Genomic DNA, 15,911 nt, shown 5'->3' on the forward strand with positions numbered 1-15,911 from the left:
CGCCAGTGGGCGCCGAATGCCGTTACAGATACCACGCGGCGCGCGCTTCCTCAGGGCTGAGGGGTGCACCGGGGCGACGATCTGTCACATTCAGCCAGGAGCGCACACCCTGGCTGCCGCTCAGCGCGCGCATCAGCAGCAAGCCTGCGCCAATGCCGCGTATGGCTGCCGAGCTGCGGCTGGGCGCCATGAAGGCCGCCACCGCCAGCGCGCTGGACGCTGCCAGCACGACATGGTGCTCCAGTGCAAACCCTTCGCGCGTGTCGTCGTATTCGATGGCGCTGCGCGCGATGCGCTGCAATGCAGGGGATGTATTTCGTTCCATAGCCAGAAATGTAGATAGCAACCGCCGAAAGATAGTGCAAAAACCACTGCACACGCGTCAGAAAGCACCTTGTAGCGGCGTGGGCCAGCCCAGCTGCTTCACCACGATACCTGCTTGAAGTTTAGAGAAACCACCGGAGACCATTCATGACCGAAGCCTATGTATTCGACGCGCTGCGCACCCCGCGCGGCAAGGGCAAGAAGGACGGCACCCTGCACGAGGTCAAGCCCATCGACCTGCTCACGGGCCTGCTGGCGGAGCTGCAAGCGCGCCACCGCTTTGATACGGCGGCGGTGGACGACGTGGTCATGGGCATCGTCTCGCCCGTGGGCGAACAGGGCTCGGTGCTGCCGAAGGTGGCCGCGCTCAAGGCCGGGTGGGACTTCCGCTGCGCGGGCGTGCAGGTCAACCGCTTCTGCGCATCGGGCCTGGAGGCCGTGAACCTGGCCGCACAGAAGGTGCGCAGCGGCTGGGAGGACCTGGTGGTGGCTGGCGGCGTGGAGAGCATGAGCCGCGTGCCCATTGGCTCCGACGGCGGCGCCTGGGCGCAAGACCCGGAGACCAACTCCGCCACGCTGTTCGTGCCGCAGGGCATCGGTGCCGACCTGATCGCCACGCTGGACGGCTACACCCGCGCCGACGTGGACGCCTTCGCGCTCGAATCGCAGCGCCGCGCCACTGCCGCGCGCGCAGCCGGCTACTTCAAGAACTCCGTCGTGCCCGTGCGCGACTTCATTGGCCAGACCATCCTGGCCGAAGACGAATTCATCAAGCCTAAGACCACCCTCGAAGGCCTGGGCGCGCTCAAGCCCTCGTTCGAGCAACTGGGCGGCATGGGCTTTGACGCCGTGGCGCTGCAGCGCTACCCACAGGTGGAGCGCATCCACCACGTGCACCACGCGGGCAACTCGTCGGGCATTGTGGATGGCGCCGCCGCTGTGCTCATCGGCAACGAGGCCGCCGCCAAGGCCCACGGCCTCACGCCCCGTGCACGCATCGTGGCCACGGCGCTCAGCGGCGCCGACCCCACCATCATGCTCACCGGCCCCGTACCCGCCGCCAGAAAGGCGCTGGCTCGCGCGGGCATGACCATCGACCAGATCGACCTGTTTGAAGTGAACGAGGCCTTCGCCGCCGTGCCCATGCGCTTCATGCGCGAGCTGGGCGTGCCGCACGACAAGGTCAACGTGAACGGCGGCGCCATTGCCATGGGCCACCCGCTGGGCGCCACGGGCGCCATGATCCTCGGCACCTTGATTGACGAGTTGCACCGCCGGGGCCAGCGCTACGGCTTGGCCACGCTGTGCGTGGGCGGCGGCATGGGCATCGCAACGATTGTTGAACGTATCTGAACGGGCAGGAGACAAGAACATCATGCAAACCATCCGCTACGAACTCATCCCCGCCCAGGGCACCGAAGGCCAGGTCGCCGTCATCACGTTTGACGAGACCAACTCGCCCGTCAACACCATGTGCCGCCAGTGGCAGCAGGAGCTGGGCGAGGTCACTGCACAGGTGCTGGGTGACCGCGAACGCCTGGGCACTGCCCTCAAAGGCATCGTGCTGGCATCGGCCAAGACCAGCTTCTTTGCGGGCGCCGACCTCAAGGCCACCATGCGCCTGACACCTGCGGATGCTCCTGCCGTTTTCGGCGAAATCGAGCGCATGAAGAAGCACTTCCGCACGCTCGAAACTTTGGGGCTACCGGTGGTGGCCTGCCTCAATGGCGCGGCGCTTGGCGGCGGATGGGAGGTGGCCCTGGTCGCCCACTACCGCATCGCCGTGGCCGACCCCAAGATCCAGTTCGGCCTGCCCGAGGTCACGCTGGGCCTGATGCCTGGCGCCACCGGCGTGACCAAGATGACGCGCCTGCTGGGCCTGATGGGTGCGCAGCCCTACATCCTGGAAGGCAAGCTCTTCAACCCCGCCGAAGCGCTGGAGCTGCAACTGGTGCACGAGCTGGTCGCCACGCGCGAGCAACTGCTGCCCGCTGCCCTGGCCCACATCGCCACGCACCCGCACGCCGTGCAGCCGTGGGACGACAAGAACTACAAAATGCCCGGCGGCACACCCGCCAACCCCAAGATCGCGGGTGCCCTGACGGTGGCGCCCGCCATGCTCAAGAAGACCACCCGCGGCCGCTACCCCGCGCCCGAGGCGGCGCTGGCCGCCATGGTCGAAGGCGCCATGGTGGACTTTGACACCGCCCTGCGCATCGAAAGCCGCTACCTCGCCCGCCTGATGACCGGCCCCGTCGCGCGCAACATGATCAACACGTTCTTCTTCGACATGAACGCGATCAAGAGCGGCAAGTCACGCCCAGGCTCGGCTCCACGCTACAAGCCGCAAAAGGTCGGCATCCTGGGCGCAGGCATGATGGGCGCAGGCATCGCCTGGGCCCAGGCCAGCCGGGGCATTGCCACCGTACTCAAGGACGTGAGCACCGAGAAGGCTGAAGCTGGCAAGGCCTACTCTGCCCGCCTAACCCAGGCCCGCATGGACAAAGGCCGCATGACGGCCGAGGCGCAGCAAGCGCTGCTGGCGCGCATCACGCCCACCGCCAGCGCGGCCGACCTGGCAGGCTGCGACCTCATCATTGAAGCCGTGTTTGAAAGCCGCGACCTCAAGGCCCAGGTCACGCGCGAGGCCGAGCCCCAGCTGGCACCCGGCGGCTTCTTCGCCAGCAACACCTCCACCCTGCCCATCAGCGGTCTGGCCACGGCCAGCAGCCAGCCCGAGAAGTTTGTCGGCATCCACTTCTTCAGCCCCGTGGACAAGATGAAGCTGGTGGAGATCATCCGCGGCAAACAGACGGATGACGAAACCGTGGCCCGCGCGTTCGACTACGTGCAGGCCCTGGGCAAGGTGCCCATCGTCGTCAACGACGCACGCGGCTTCTACACCAGCCGCACCTTCGGCACCTTTGTGATGGAAGGCGCCGCCATGCTGGGCGAAGGCATCCCCGCCGCTGCGATTGAAAACGCCGCCATGCAGGCCGGCCTGCCCGTGGGCCCACTGGCCGTGCTGGACGAGACCGCGCTGACCCTGAGCGTGCACGTGCTGGACCAGACCCGCGCCGACTACGCTGCCGAAGGCAAGACCTACATCGCCACGCCCGGCGAGCTGCTGGTGGAGCGCATGGTCAAGGAACTGAAGCGCCCCGGCCGCGCCGGTGGCGGCGGTTTTTATGACTACCCCGCAGGCGCCAAGAAGCACCTGTGGCCGGAGTTGAAACCCCTGTTCGAAAAGCCCGGCGTGGAATGGAGCGTGCAGGAGATCCAGGACCGGCTGCTCTACCGCCAGGCCATCGAGACCGCGCGCTGCCTGGCCGAGGGCGTGCTGACCAGCGTGCATGACGCGAACATCGGGTCGATTTTTGGGATTGGGTTTCCGGCGTGGACGGGGGGGGCGATGCAGTTTGTCTATGGGAATGGCATCGAAGCTTTCTTGATAAAAGCCGATGTGCTAGCAGCGAACTACGGAGCTGGGTTCTTGCTCGACGCAAGGGTTCGTGAAACCATTCAAAGATTTCAACCGCATCTCCAATGAAGATGGGTTAGCCAGTGTCTGCGGTGCATATTCAGGCGAAGCAGTGAGGCCTCACGCAGAGTTTGGCTTAACTCGAAAATAAGCAGATGGACAAAAAATTCCCCGGCGGATCGAAATCGCGCGTGAATGCGGCAGGAGCAGCCATTCGCGAAGCCCGAGCCACGCCGGAAGACCTCCACGTCATCGAGGAATGGCGCGCTGCCCACTCAAGCGTGATCAATACGTTCCAGGCGCTGCTACGAAATCGCGCCAAGGAGTACGGTGCGCGGGTAATACAGCGCCACAAACGCAAGGCGACCATATTTGACAAGCTACAGCGGCAGCAAGGCATGGATCTCGCCAGGATGGACGACGTCGCAGGCTGTCGAGTGATATGCCCTGACGTTCCATCCCTTTACGCCTTCCGACAGTCCATGCACAGCGCCCGATTCGATCACATACTTAAAACTTCGGTAGACAAATACGACTACATCAAGACGCCAAAACAGGATGGTTATCGTGGCATCCATGATGTTTACGAATACAACGTAGCCTCAGATGAGGGCAGACATTTGCGCGGCCTCCGCATTGAGCTTCAATACCGAACTGAGGTCCAAAACGCTTGGTCGACCACAAACGAAATCATTGCCCACATTACAAAAGGTGCAAGCGAACCAAAGTATCACCGAGGCGATACGCGATACCTCGCTTTGATGTCCCTCACTAGCGAAATACTGGCGAGGTCGTTTGAAGGATGCCCTGGACCACATCCGGACCTAGAGAACGGCGAGCTGATATCGCTTTACGAAAAGCATGAAGCAGAGTTGAATTTCAAACTGCAGCTGGCAGGACTAGGAGTTGCCTTGAGCGGAAATGAAGCCAACAAGGGGCCCGAGTTCATTCTTTTCAGAGAAGGTGGGCAACTTGAGCTGTTCGGTTTTGAAACGCAAACAGAAGCTCTAGCAAAGCTATTCGACCTTGAAGTCTCGCGGCCAACTGCTGACGTCGTCTATGTGCCAAGAACGACGGCGGACGACATCAGAGCGAGTTTCAAAAACTACTATGACGATGCCCACGATTTCTTATCTTGGGTGGCAGACGGGTCCAACTACTTACGCTCTACGACGTTAACAACGTAATTTGGCGCGGAGATTCTAGGTTCGACGCTAGAGATCACGGAGACTCGCAGCGCTTTCTAAAGGAAGGCAAGAAAATTCAGTTGGCACCTGCTGACGCCTCCGCCAACCCCAACATCCCCCGCGCCTCCTGCGGCGAAGCCACCTCCCGCCCCGCGTTGCGCGCGTATTCCGCCAGCTTCTCAATCAACGGCCCGTTCGACTCCGCCTTGGTCCCATCCGGCAGATAGAACGTGTCTTCCAGCCCCGTGCGCAAATGCCCGCCCAGTTCGGCCACGCGCTGGTGCACAGGCCAGATCTCGCTGCGGCCGATGACGGTGGCTTGCCAGGGGGCATCCTTGATTTTCAGCTTGAGCAATATGGGCAGCAGGTCCGGGTCGGCGGGCATGCCGGATTCGACGCCCATCACAAAGTTGTATTCAGGCAGGCGCTCGGTGTACATGCCGGTCTGCACATACATCTCCACGCAGCGGACGATGCCCACGTCGAAGCACTCAAACTCGGGCAACGTACCTGTCTCCAGCATCACGTCGATGAAGTCCTTGACCTTGGCGGGCTGGTTGTCGAACAGCATGGGCGGCCAGGCCCAGGTGCCGTTGCTGCGCACCTTCAGGTAGTTGAGCGAGCCGGCGTTGCACGCCGCCATCTCAGGGCGGGTGGCGCGCAGGCAATCGAGCGGGCCCTGGTAATTGGGGCCGACCACGCCGGTGGTCTGGTTGATGATCAAACCCGGGCAGGCCTCGCGCATGGCTTGCACGCAGTCGCGCGCCACCTGAGGGTCCCAGCTGGGCAGGTGGCCCTTGCCGGGCTCCTGGTTGCGAAAGTGCACATGCACCACGGCGGCGCCTGCGTCGTAGGCGCGGCGGGCCTCTTTTGCCAGTTGCTCGGGCGTAACGGGCACGTGATGCTGGCCGGGGTCCGTCAGCACGCCGGTGATGGCGCAGGTGATGATGGCTTTGTTGCTGTGGTCGGTGCTGTGCATGGTGCCTGTCTCCTTCAAATGCCTAGCTGGCGTGCAGCCAGGTCCTTCATGATTTCTTCCGCACCGCCGCCGATCATCATGACCTTGACCTCGCGGTAGATGCGCTCGCTGACGGTGCCGCGCATGAAGCCCATGCCACCCAGGATCTGCACGGCGTGGTCAGCGCAGAACTGCATGGTTTGGGTGGCGTGGTTCTTGAGCAGGCAGACCTGCGCGACCCACTCGGGACCGGTGCGCCCCGCGTCGGCCTGCGCGGCCACGGATTCGCACCACGCGGCGGTGGACTGGATGCGCATCTGCATGTCCACCAGCTTGTGGCGGATGACCTGATGCTCCACCAGCGCGGCGCCAAAGGTCTTGCGCTGGCGGGCCCAGGCCAGGGCTTCGTCGTAGCAGGCCTCGGCAAAGCCCAGGGCCGACGCGGCCAGGCCAAAACGCTCACCGTTGAAGTTGGCCATGATGATGCGAAAGCCCGCGCCCTCTTCGCCCAGCAGGTAGCGGGCTGACACGCGCACGTTGTCGAAGTGCAGGTGGGCGGTGTCGGAGCAGAGCCAGCCCATCTTGTCGAGGCGCGTGCGCGACAGGCCTGCGCTGTGGCCGGGGATGAGCAGCATGGAGATGCCTGCGCTACCTTTGCTTCCGGCTTCGCAAGTGCGCACGGCTACCGTGATCCAGTCTGCGCGCATGCCGGAGGTGATGAACACCTTTTCGCCGTTGACGATGTACTCATCACCCTCTCGCCGCGCGGTGGTCTTGAGCTGGGCCACGTCTGACCCGCCACCGGGCTCGGTGATGGCCAGCGCGGCGATCTGCTCACCCGCCAGCACGGGCGGAATGACCTCGGCACGCACAGCATCGCTGCCATGCGCCAGCACGGGCGGCAAGCCGATGTTGTGCGACAGCAGGCTGGCCAACACACCGCCGCTCGCGCCATGGCGGCTGAGCGCGCGCCACAGTGGCAGGCGCAGCTGATAGCTGGCAGGCGTACCGCCGTACTGCTCCGGGTAACCCAGGCCCAGCAGGCCCAGGTCGGCCGCGCGGCGGTACAGGCTGCGGGGGAACTCACCGGCCGCATCCCACGCGTCCACATGCGGCGCGATCTCGGTGCGGGCAAAGCGGGTGACGGTGTCGGTGAGGGCAGTGCGGTCTTCGTCGCTCACAGCACTTGCATCGGATGTGGCGGTCATGCGGGCGCTCCTTGCGTGGCGGGTGCAAAGCGGGCCAGCACCTGGCCGGGCGACACCTGCTGGCCGGGGGACACCAGCAGCTCAGCCACCGTGGCGGCGGCAGGGCTGGCCAGGCTGTGTTCGAGCTTCATGGATTCGATGACCACCACCGTATCGCCCGCCGCCAGCGCCTGACCTGCGGCCACAGGCAGCGCAACCACCTTGCCGTTGAAGGGGGCACGCAACTCCGTCGCACCGCCCGCCACACCCGCGCGCGCGGCGGGTTCCCACGATGCGTCTTCCACCCAGCCGTCCACGCCGCCGGTTTGCCAGTGCCAGCGCCGGGGGCCCACCGCCACGCAGTGCACACCGCGCTGGGGCAGTTGCAAAGTCACAGGTTCTGCACCGGCCTGCTCCACCTGCAGCCCTCCACCGCCCAGCTCGCGCACGGCAATGGAGTGCACCTCGCCCTGGTGGCGCAGCCGCAGGGGCCGGGCCATGGCACAAGGCAGGTTCGACGTCGGATTTGAAGCAAAAATGGCCGATAGCGCCGAAGGAATATGCACTGATAGCTCATTATTTGATAGCAACCGCTGCAGCTCCTGGGCATGCTCCGCCAGGAACGGCACCAGCGCCTGGCCGCTGGCAAACACGGGGTGCTGCAGGCAGGCCGCCAGAAACGCGCGGTTGGTGGGCAAGCCCAGCACTCGGGTGCCCTGCAGCGCACGCACCAGCGCGGCAATGGCCTCGGGCCGCGTGGGCGCGTGCACGATGAGCTTGCCCAGCATGGCGTCGTAGTGAGGCGTGACCTCTGCCCCCTCTTCCAGCGCATGGTCAAAGCGCAGCGCGCCCGGCGCAGCCCGCTCAAACGCGGTGGCCGGTGGTGCGCTGAACTGCAGCACGCGGCCGGTGTGGGGGCGGAAGTGCGCGTCTTCGGCACACAGGCGCACTTCGATGGCGTGGCCTTGCAGATGCACCTCATCTTGCGTGAGCAGCAGCGGCTCGCCCCGAGCCACGCGGATTTGCCATTCCACCAGGTCCAGCCCCGTGAGCGCTTCGGTCACCGGGTGCTCCACCTGCAGGCGGGTGTTCATCTCCATCAGGTAGAAATCACTGCCGTCGAGCAAGAACTCCACCGTGCCCGCACCCACATAGCCAGCTGCCTGTGCCAGCGCCACGGCGCAGGCGCCCATGCGCTCGCGCAGCGCTGCGTCCACGGCGGGGCTGGGGGACTCTTCAATGATCTTCTGGTGGCGGCGCTGTACCGAGCAATCGCGCTCGCCCAGGTGGATGCACGCGCCGTGGGCGTCGGCAAAGATCTGCACCTCCACATGGCGCGGCTGCAACAGCGCACGTTCGATCAGCAGGTCGCCACAGCCAAAGCCCGCTAGCGCCTCCGACCGGGCACTGGCCAGTGCGGCGGGCAACTGCGCCAGGTCGGTGACGAGGCGCATGCCGCGCCCTCCCCCACCCGCCACGGCCTTGACCATGAGGGGCGTGCCAATGCGCGCGGCCTCGGCGGCAAAACGTTCATCGCTCTGGTCGTCGCCGGAGTACCCGGGCAAGCAGGGCACGCCGTGCGCATGGGCCAGGGCCTTGGCCCCCGATTTGCTGCCCAATGCGCGGATGGCGGCTGGCGAGGGGCCGATCCAGGTCAGGCCCGCATCGACCACGGCCTGGGCGAAATCGGCGTTCTCGCTGAGGAAGCCATAGCCGGGGTGCACGGCATCGGCGCCGGTGGCACGGGCGGCGGCCAGCAGCTTGTCGATGCGCAGGTAGGTGTCGGCACTGGACGCGCCGCCCAACGCCACCGCCTGGGTGGCCTCGCGCACATGCAGGGCGTTGGCATCGGGGTCGGAATAGACCGCCACCGTTTCGATGCCCATGCGGTGGGCGGTGTGGATGATGCGGCGTGCGATCTCTGATCGGTTTGCTATGAGGATTTTTTTCATGGCTTCGCACTCCAGGGCGGTGCCTTGCGCGAGGCGAACGCCGCCAGCCCTTGCGGAGCCTCGGGGCCACGAAGCGCTTGCGCAAAGGCCATGGCCGCTTCATCCAGCAGCGCGGGCAACGGCGTCTCGGGCTGGGCCAGCAACAAACGTTTCGTGGCGGCCACGGCCCGCGGCGCGGCGGCGGCGTGGCGTGCGATGGCAGCTTGCACAGCAGCCTCCATGTCGCCAGCCACCACCTCATCCACCAGCCCCGCACGTTGAGCAATCGCAGCATCCCAACGCTCGCCCGTCAGCAAACACCGCCGCGCCGTCGCAGGGCCGAGGCGCCGCACGACAAATGGTGCAATCTGCGCGGGCACGATGCCCAGCGTGACCTCGGGCGTGGCGAACTGCGCGCTGGTGTGGGCCAGCACATGGTCGGCACAGCACACCAGGCCAAAGCCTCCGCCCATCGCAGCACCTTCGACCGCCACGATGAGCCACTGCGGCAGTGCACACAGGGCCTGCAGCAACGCGCCAAAGCGGCGGTTCAATGGCACCAGCGGATCGGCTTCGCCCGCAGCCAGGGGCTGGCCAATGGTCTTGGCAAAACCGCCCAGGCTGCCGCCCGCACAGAAATGCCCGCCGGCACCGCGCAGCAAGACGCCACGCAGGTCGGCATCGGCGGCAGCGCGCACAGACGCAGTCAGCAGGGCGTCCACCATGGCTTCTGACAGCGCATTGCGGCTGGCCGGGTCGTTGAGCGTCCATGTTTCCACGCTGCCGCTGGCCAGCGGCGCGCGGTCGATCAACAGCGAATCGGCCATGTCAGTGCACGGGCCGCTTGGCGATGCCCATGAGCTTGGACAAGATGCCGAGCATTACCTCGTCGGCCCCGCCGCCGATGGACGCCAGTCGCCCGTCGCGGTACATGCGCGAGACCTTGTTCTCCAGCGTGAAGCCCATGCCGCCCCAGAACTGCAGGCATGTGTCGGGCACCTCGCGGTTCAGGCGGCCGGCCTTGAGCTTGGCCATGCTGGCCAGCTCCAGCACGTCCTGCCCGTTCACGTACAGGTCGCAGGCGCGGTAGGTGAGCGCGCGCAGGGCCTCGACCTCGGTCTTGAGCTCGGCCAGCTTGAACTGCACCCACTGCTGGTCGGCCAGCGTGCTGCCAAACAGCTTGCGCTCCTGCGCATAGTCGATGGTCCACTGGATGCAGTGGTTCAGCGATTCGAGCGTGCTGGCGGCGCACCACAGGCGCTCCTCCTGGAACTGCTGCATCTGGTAGATAAAGCCCTGCCCTTCGGCGCCGATGCGGTAGCGCTGCGGCACGCGCACCTCGTCAAAGTAGATCAAGCCCGTGTCGCTGCTGTGCATGCCGATCTTGCGGATCTTCTGCGCCACCTCGATGCCCTTGGTGAGCTTGCCGCCCGGGCCATCCCGCATGGGCACCATCACCAGGCTCTTGTTCTTGTGCACGGGGCCTTCGCCCGTGTTGACCAGCATGCACATCCAGTCGGCCTGCAGGCTGTTGGTGATCCACATCTTCTGGCCGGTGATCACGTAGTCATCGCCGTCCTTGCGCGCCACACTCTTGATGCCCGACACATCGCTGCCCGCCGCAGGCTCGCTCACGCCGATGCAGCCCACCATGTCGCCCGCAATGGCTGGCGCCAGAAACTGGCGCTTGAGCTCTTCGCTGCCGTAGCGCGCAAGCGCCGGGGTGCACATGTCGGTCTGCACACCAATCGCCATGGGCACGCCGCCGCAGTGGATGTGGCCCAGCGCCTCGGCCATGGCCAGGCTGTACGAGTAGTCCAGGCCCTGACCGCCGTACTCCTCGGGCTTGCACAGGCCCAGCAGGCCCAGGTTGCCCATCTTCTTGAAGACCTCGTGCGCGGGGAAGATCTCGGCCGCCTCCCACTCGTCCACATGGGGGTTGATCTCTTCGTCGATGAAGCGCTTGAGGGTCTTCTGGATCTCGCGGTGCTCGTGCGTGAACTGCATGGTGCTTGTCTCCTGCTGTTGCGTTTTGAGTGTTGGTGTGCCTGCAAACCTCGATCACGAAAGCTGAAACTGCCCCAGCGGCTGGGGCCGCCCGTTGAGCACCAGCTCCACCTGGTGCGCGCCGGGGTAATGGGTGCGTGTGGTCATCTGCTGCAGCGACAGCGTCTTGCCCACCGCCACGGTGGCGCCGGGGGCGATGTCCAGCGTCTGCAGCTTGAACACCTTGGGCGCCGCACCGCCGTGGGCCTTGACGTAGTGCACCTTCAGGTCGGCCAGCACGCGCTGGGCCTGGGGTGTGGGGTTGTGCAACTCGGCCTCGATGCGCACCTTGTCGCCAATGCGTGCGCGGGCAGGCACCACGCGGGCGGCCCGCACATCCAGCGCCACGGCATGGCCCACGCCCAGGGCGTCGAGTGCGCCAGCGTCGCCACGTTTGATGAGAAAGCGCAGGCCGTGGCGCACCAGGGCCTCGCGTGGTGCGGGCGCGCCCTGCAGCCAGGTGCGCGCGGTGCCCACGGCCAGGTCGGGGTGGTCCTTGGCGATATCGCCCAGGTGGTTGGCCACGGAGCGACGCACGTAAGACGATGGGTCGTCCTTGAGCGCATCGAGCAACGGCAGGGCCAGTTGCGGGTTGTTCTGGAATGCAGGCAATCGCGGCGCCCAGGGCAGGCGGGGCCGCGTGCCTTCGCTCACCAGGCGGCGCACATGGGCGTTGTCGTCCTGCGCCCAGTCACGCAGCCGCGCGAGCGTGGCCTGTTGGTGGTGCAGCAGATAGGGGCGTATGCAGAACTCGGCGGTAAACCGCTGGGTCAGCGCATGCTGCGCGGCCATCGCTGCCTCGAAATGCGGCAGGCCGTGTGTGCCGATGTAGATGCTGTGGGGCAGGTACAGGAAGGCGCTGTAGGGGCGGCCACCCGCGTCGGGCTCACCGGCGGCATCGAGGCCCATCGGCGGGTCCATCGAATCGACCAGCACACCCAGCGCGCGCGGCACGTCTTGCGGCAGGTGTGTCTGCAGGGCCTGCGCAATGCGCTGGCCGCGTGCCATCAGCTCCAGCGATTCGTAGCCGGGCTCTACCTGCTGCAGAAATGCAGTGGTATCGAACTTGCGCCACGCACGGCGCACCATGGCCGCGATGCGCGGCGGTACGGTGTCGTTCAGCAGGTATTTGAGAGGCTCGGCCATCGGGGAGATTGCGTGCGAAGCGCTTACATCCGTGCCACGCCAAAGCTCAGGGGCCGCAGCGTGCGCGCCTGGGCCTCGGCGCAGGTGTCCAGGCAAAACGCCAGCACGGCGCGCGTGTCACGCGGGTCGATCACGCCATCGTCCAGCAGCAGGCCGCTGGTGTAGAACGCATCGGCCTGAGCCTCGAACATGGCGACGATCTTGTCGAACTGGGCCTGCGATTCGGCCGGGTCGGGCGTGATGCCTTTGCGCGCGAGCGCCGCCTCGGTCACGATCTGCATGGTGCGCGCTGCTTGCTCGCCGCCCATCACCGCCGTCTTGGCGCCCGGCCAGCTGAACAAAAAGCGCGGCGCATAGCCCCGCCCGCACATGCCATAGTTGCCCGCGCCAAAGCTGGCGCCGCACTGGATGGTGATCTGTGGCACGGTGGCGTTGGTCACCGCCTGGATCATCTTGCTGCCGTGCTTGATCATGCCGCCCTGCTCGCTGTCTTTGCCCACCATGTAGCCCGTGGTGTTCTGCAGGTAGATGATGGGGTGGCCCAGCTGGCACATCCACTGAATGAAGTGCGTGGCCTTGTTGGCGCCCGCCACGTCGATGGGACCGTTGTTGCTGATGAAACCCACGGCATGGCCCTGGATGTGGCCCTGCGCGCACACGGTGGCCATGCCGTAGCGGGCCTTGAACTCCAGCAGCTCGGAGCCGTCCACCAGCCGCGCCATCACCTCGCGCATGTCCACAGGTTGGCGCAGGTCGGCGGACATCAGGGACAGCAGATCGTCGGCGGGCAAGGTGGGGCCGGGTGCTCTGGGTCGAGGCGCTACGCCCCACCCCAGTTGGGCCACCACATCGCGCGCCAGGCCAATCGCCTCGCGGTCGTCCTGCGCCAGGTATTCGCCCAGGCCCGAGACGGCGGTGTGCATCTCGGCGCCGCCCAGTTCTTCTTCCGTCGCGATCTCGCCCGTGGCAGCCTTGAGCAGCGGGGGCCCGGCCAGAAAGGCGCGCGAGCGGCCCTGCACCATGATGACCACGTCCGACAGGCCGGGCATGTAGGCGCCGCCTGCGGTGCCCGAGCCGTGCTGTACGGTGATCACCGGAATGCCCGCCGCCGACAGCCGCGCGAGGTTGCGAAACAGCGTGCCGCCGTGCACAAAACCTTCGACGCGGTAGCGCATGAGGTTGGCGCCCGCACTCTCCACCAGGTGGATGAACGGCAAGCGGTTTTGCAGCGCAATCTCCTGCACGCGCAAGATCTTTTCCAGTCCCATGGGCTGGATGGCACCGGCCTCGATGCCCGAGTCACTGGCCACGACCATGCAGCGCACACCGCTGACAAAACCAATGCCAGCAATCATTCCGCCACCGGGCACGGACTTCTCGGGGTCTTTCACGTCCTGTAGGTAGCCCGCCAGCGTGCACAGCGGCAGCCAGGGTGCACCCGCATCCAGCAGCAGCGCCACACGCTGGCGCGGCAGCAGCTGGCCGCGCTTTTCAAACTGGGGGAGCGACCGGGCCGAGGCGGCGGCGGCACGCTCTTCCAGCGCGCGCAGGGTATCCAGGCGGGCCTGCCGCGCGGCGCTGCGCGGCCTCGGCGCTGCCAGGGTTGAATCGGGAGGTGAAGACGGCGGTCATGCGGCCTCGGTCTTGGGGGTGTGGGAAGGTGCAAACACCTGCGGCACCTGCGCCCGGTGAAAGCCGTCAAACGGCCGCACGGCCGGGTGTGCAGCGGCGGTGGCACCCGGCGGGCGCTGCGGCCAGCCCATGCGCACCTGGGGCCGTGCGCCGTCCACCCGCAGCGTGGTGCCGCTGATGAAGCTGGCTGCCGGGCTGAGCAAAAAGGTGATGGCCGCCGACACCTCGGCCTCGTTGCCAAAGCGGCCCAGCGGCACGGTGCGCGGCATGGCGCGCAGCATGTCACCCGCCTCGGGCGGGTAGTTGTCCATGCCGCTGGAGGCGATGTAGCCCGGCGCCACGGCGTTCACGCGCACACCGCTGTGCGCCCATTCGAGTGCAGCGGTTTCGGTGAAGCTGACCATGCCCGCACGCGCCGCGCCGCTGTGCCCCATGCCCGGCATGGAGCCCCACATGTCGGCCACGATGTTGACGATGGAGCCGCCGTACGATGCCATCCACTGCCGATAGCACTCGCGCGCCATGAGAAAGCCGCCCGTGAGGTTGGTGTGCAACACGGCCTCCCAGCCCTTGGCGCTGATAGAGTCGAGCGGTGCCATGAACTGCCCGCCTGCGTTGTTGACCAGCGCATCGATGCGGCCCTGCGCAGCGATGATCTGCTGCACCAGCACGACCACGCCTTCTTCAGAGCGGATGTCGCACACCTGGCATGACACGCGGCCGCCGTCGGCGGTGATCTCTTCGGCCACGGTCAGCAGCTTGTCTGGCTTGCGCCCCACCAGCACCACATGCGCGCCCAGTTGCGCGAGTTCGTGCGCTGTGCACCGGCCTATGCCAGAGCCCCCGCCGGTGACGACCACCACCTGGCCATTGAACAGGCCTGGAGCAAACACAGACTGGTAGGCGTTGCGCGCTGTGGGGGCCATAGTGACTCTGCCTTGATGGGGTGGTTTTTTATGAACGGATGAACAAGGCCAGCGCCTCGTCGGTGAGTGCGTCGAGCGACTTGCCCTTCTTGGGCGAGAACCACTGCACCGCCCAGTTGAGCGCCCCGAAGATGAACAGCCGCGCCACACCGGGCTCGGCCTGCAGGGCGCCCTGCTGTGCCAGCGCTTCCAGCACAGGCATCCAGGTGGCCTCGTAGCTGTCCTTGATGCGGGCAATGCCCTTGCGCTGCGCGGGCGTGAGCGAGCGCCATTCGTACAACATCACGGGGATGAAGCTGCTGCGCGGCCCAAGCAGGATTTCAAAATGGTGACGAATGAGCGTGTGCAGCTGCTCGCGCGGGGTGGCCTGGGCTGGCAGTGCATCGAGTGCCTGCTGCTGGCTTTGCGCGGCCATGGTCATGCCCTCGCTCATCACGGCGTAGAGCAGCGCGCTTTTGCTTTCGAAATGGTAGAAGGGCGAGCCGCTGTGCATGCCTGCCGCCGCCGCAATGTCGCGCGTGCTGGTGGCGGCAAAGCCCTGGGTGCGGAAGAGCTTGGCGGCACCGTCCATGAGCTTGCGGCGGCGGTTGCCGTCGTCGAGTTCTTCGGCGGTTTTGCGGGGGCGGCCGCGGGGGCGACGGGTGGGGGTTGGCTCTGCAGGGGTTGCGTTGGGTGCGGAATTGGCGCTGGAGGAGGCTGCGGCCTTGCTGCGGGGGCGGGCCGGGGGGTTCTTGGGAGCGGGGGCGATGGCGCTGGTGCGCGGCATGGGTGAATCCATGCGGGCACGATAGCAAAACTGTTTATTTTTAGCAAGCAAGTGCTTTGCAAAAATAGATGCCTTGTCTCATTGCTATTTCTAGAGGGTTCTGTTTGCTGCGAGATGCTTGTATGTCTTGCCTGGCCCGCTACTCTTTTGGAAGCTGATGGCATGCCTATGCGAAGGGCAGAGGCCGGGAGTCGCCCGGCAGGCGAGTAACTTTCTTTCGCGTCGCCGAAAGAAAGTCACCAAAGAAAGGGCGACCCTGCTGTCTGCGACCCCTGCGCTTCGCTCCGGGGCAACCTGGGGTGCTCGGTCACGAGGTGCACCGCCGAA

Annotated in this window: 13 protein-coding genes; 3 read left to right on the top strand and 10 right to left on the bottom strand. The window is 65.9% G+C overall.

What is annotated here, in order from left to right; all coding sequences use genetic code 11:
- Positions 1-22: 22 nt before the first annotated feature.
- Positions 23-325: a hypothetical protein gene (locus tag ACODSU_RS12265; protein WP_225581100.1), complete on the bottom strand. Its 303-nt coding sequence runs from the start codon at positions 323-325 to the stop codon at positions 23-25.
- 146 nt (positions 326-471) lie between these two features.
- Here ACODSU_RS12265 and ACODSU_RS12270 point away from each other — a divergent pair, with 146 nt between their 5' ends.
- The 3 genes from ACODSU_RS12270 to ACODSU_RS12280 all read left to right on the top strand — a co-directional run bounded on the left by ACODSU_RS12270 (position 472) and on the right by ACODSU_RS12280 (position 4,992).
- Positions 472-1,677, top strand: a complete 1,206-nt coding sequence (locus tag ACODSU_RS12270; RefSeq protein ID WP_488842505.1) for an acetyl-CoA C-acetyltransferase — start codon at positions 472-474, stop codon at positions 1,675-1,677.
- 22 nt (positions 1,678-1,699) lie between these two features.
- Positions 1,700-3,874 carry a 3-hydroxyacyl-CoA dehydrogenase NAD-binding domain-containing protein gene (locus tag ACODSU_RS12275; protein WP_488842506.1) on the top strand — a complete coding sequence of 725 codons (2,175 nt, stop codon included), beginning with the start codon at positions 1,700-1,702 and terminating at the stop codon, positions 3,872-3,874.
- A gap of 86 nt (positions 3,875-3,960) precedes the next feature.
- On the top strand, positions 3,961-4,992 hold the full coding sequence (locus tag ACODSU_RS12280) for a RelA/SpoT domain-containing protein (RefSeq protein ID WP_409860454.1): 1,032 nt from the start codon (positions 3,961-3,963) through the stop codon (positions 4,990-4,992).
- Between the two features lie 76 nt (positions 4,993-5,068).
- Here the strand turns inward: ACODSU_RS12280 and ACODSU_RS12285 are convergent, their stop codons facing one another.
- Genes ACODSU_RS12285 through ACODSU_RS12325 form a run of 9 tightly spaced genes read right to left on the bottom strand, consistent with a single transcriptional unit; the run spans position 5,069 to position 15,596 of the window.
- A complete protein-coding gene (locus ACODSU_RS12285; protein ID WP_488842507.1) occupies positions 5,069-5,971 on the bottom strand; it encodes a beta-keto acid cleavage family enzyme in 903 nt (300 codons plus the stop codon).
- A gap of 14 nt (positions 5,972-5,985) precedes the next feature.
- Positions 5,986-7,158 carry an acyl-CoA dehydrogenase family protein gene (locus ACODSU_RS12290; RefSeq protein ID WP_488842508.1) on the bottom strand — a complete coding sequence of 391 codons (1,173 nt, stop codon included), beginning with the start codon at positions 7,156-7,158 and terminating at the stop codon, positions 5,986-5,988.
- Positions 7,155-9,089: an acetyl/propionyl/methylcrotonyl-CoA carboxylase subunit alpha gene (locus ACODSU_RS12295; protein ID WP_488842509.1), complete on the bottom strand. Its 1,935-nt coding sequence runs from the start codon at positions 9,087-9,089 to the stop codon at positions 7,155-7,157. Before ACODSU_RS12295 ends, ACODSU_RS12290 begins: the two co-directional genes overlap by 4 nt.
- Positions 9,086-9,895: an enoyl-CoA hydratase/isomerase family protein gene (locus ACODSU_RS12300; protein ID WP_488842510.1), complete on the bottom strand. Its 810-nt coding sequence runs from the start codon at positions 9,893-9,895 to the stop codon at positions 9,086-9,088. The genes ACODSU_RS12295 and ACODSU_RS12300 overlap by 4 nt, the downstream gene beginning before the upstream one ends.
- A 1-nt stretch (position 9,896) precedes the next feature.
- Positions 9,897-11,075, bottom strand: a complete 1,179-nt coding sequence (locus tag ACODSU_RS12305; protein WP_060985928.1) for an acyl-CoA dehydrogenase family protein — start codon at positions 11,073-11,075, stop codon at positions 9,897-9,899.
- Between the two features lie 54 nt (positions 11,076-11,129).
- Positions 11,130-12,260, bottom strand: coding sequence for a DNA alkylation repair protein (locus ACODSU_RS12310; protein ID WP_488842511.1), 1,131 nt, complete (start codon positions 12,258-12,260; stop codon positions 11,130-11,132).
- A gap of 23 nt (positions 12,261-12,283) precedes the next feature.
- Positions 12,284-13,861: an acyl-CoA carboxylase subunit beta gene (locus tag ACODSU_RS12315; RefSeq protein ID WP_488842609.1), complete on the bottom strand. Its 1,578-nt coding sequence runs from the start codon at positions 13,859-13,861 to the stop codon at positions 12,284-12,286.
- 27 nt (positions 13,862-13,888) lie between these two features.
- Positions 13,889-14,818 carry an SDR family oxidoreductase gene (locus tag ACODSU_RS12320; protein WP_488842512.1) on the bottom strand — a complete coding sequence of 310 codons (930 nt, stop codon included), beginning with the start codon at positions 14,816-14,818 and terminating at the stop codon, positions 13,889-13,891.
- A 28-nt stretch (positions 14,819-14,846) separates the two neighbouring features.
- Positions 14,847-15,596 (bottom strand): TetR/AcrR family transcriptional regulator, encoded by a 750-nt coding sequence (locus tag ACODSU_RS12325; RefSeq protein WP_291445204.1) that lies wholly within the window; start codon positions 15,594-15,596, stop codon positions 14,847-14,849.
- Between the last annotated feature and the right edge of the window lie 315 nt (positions 15,597-15,911).

This window comes from Acidovorax sp. FG48 (genome assembly GCF_057809085.1).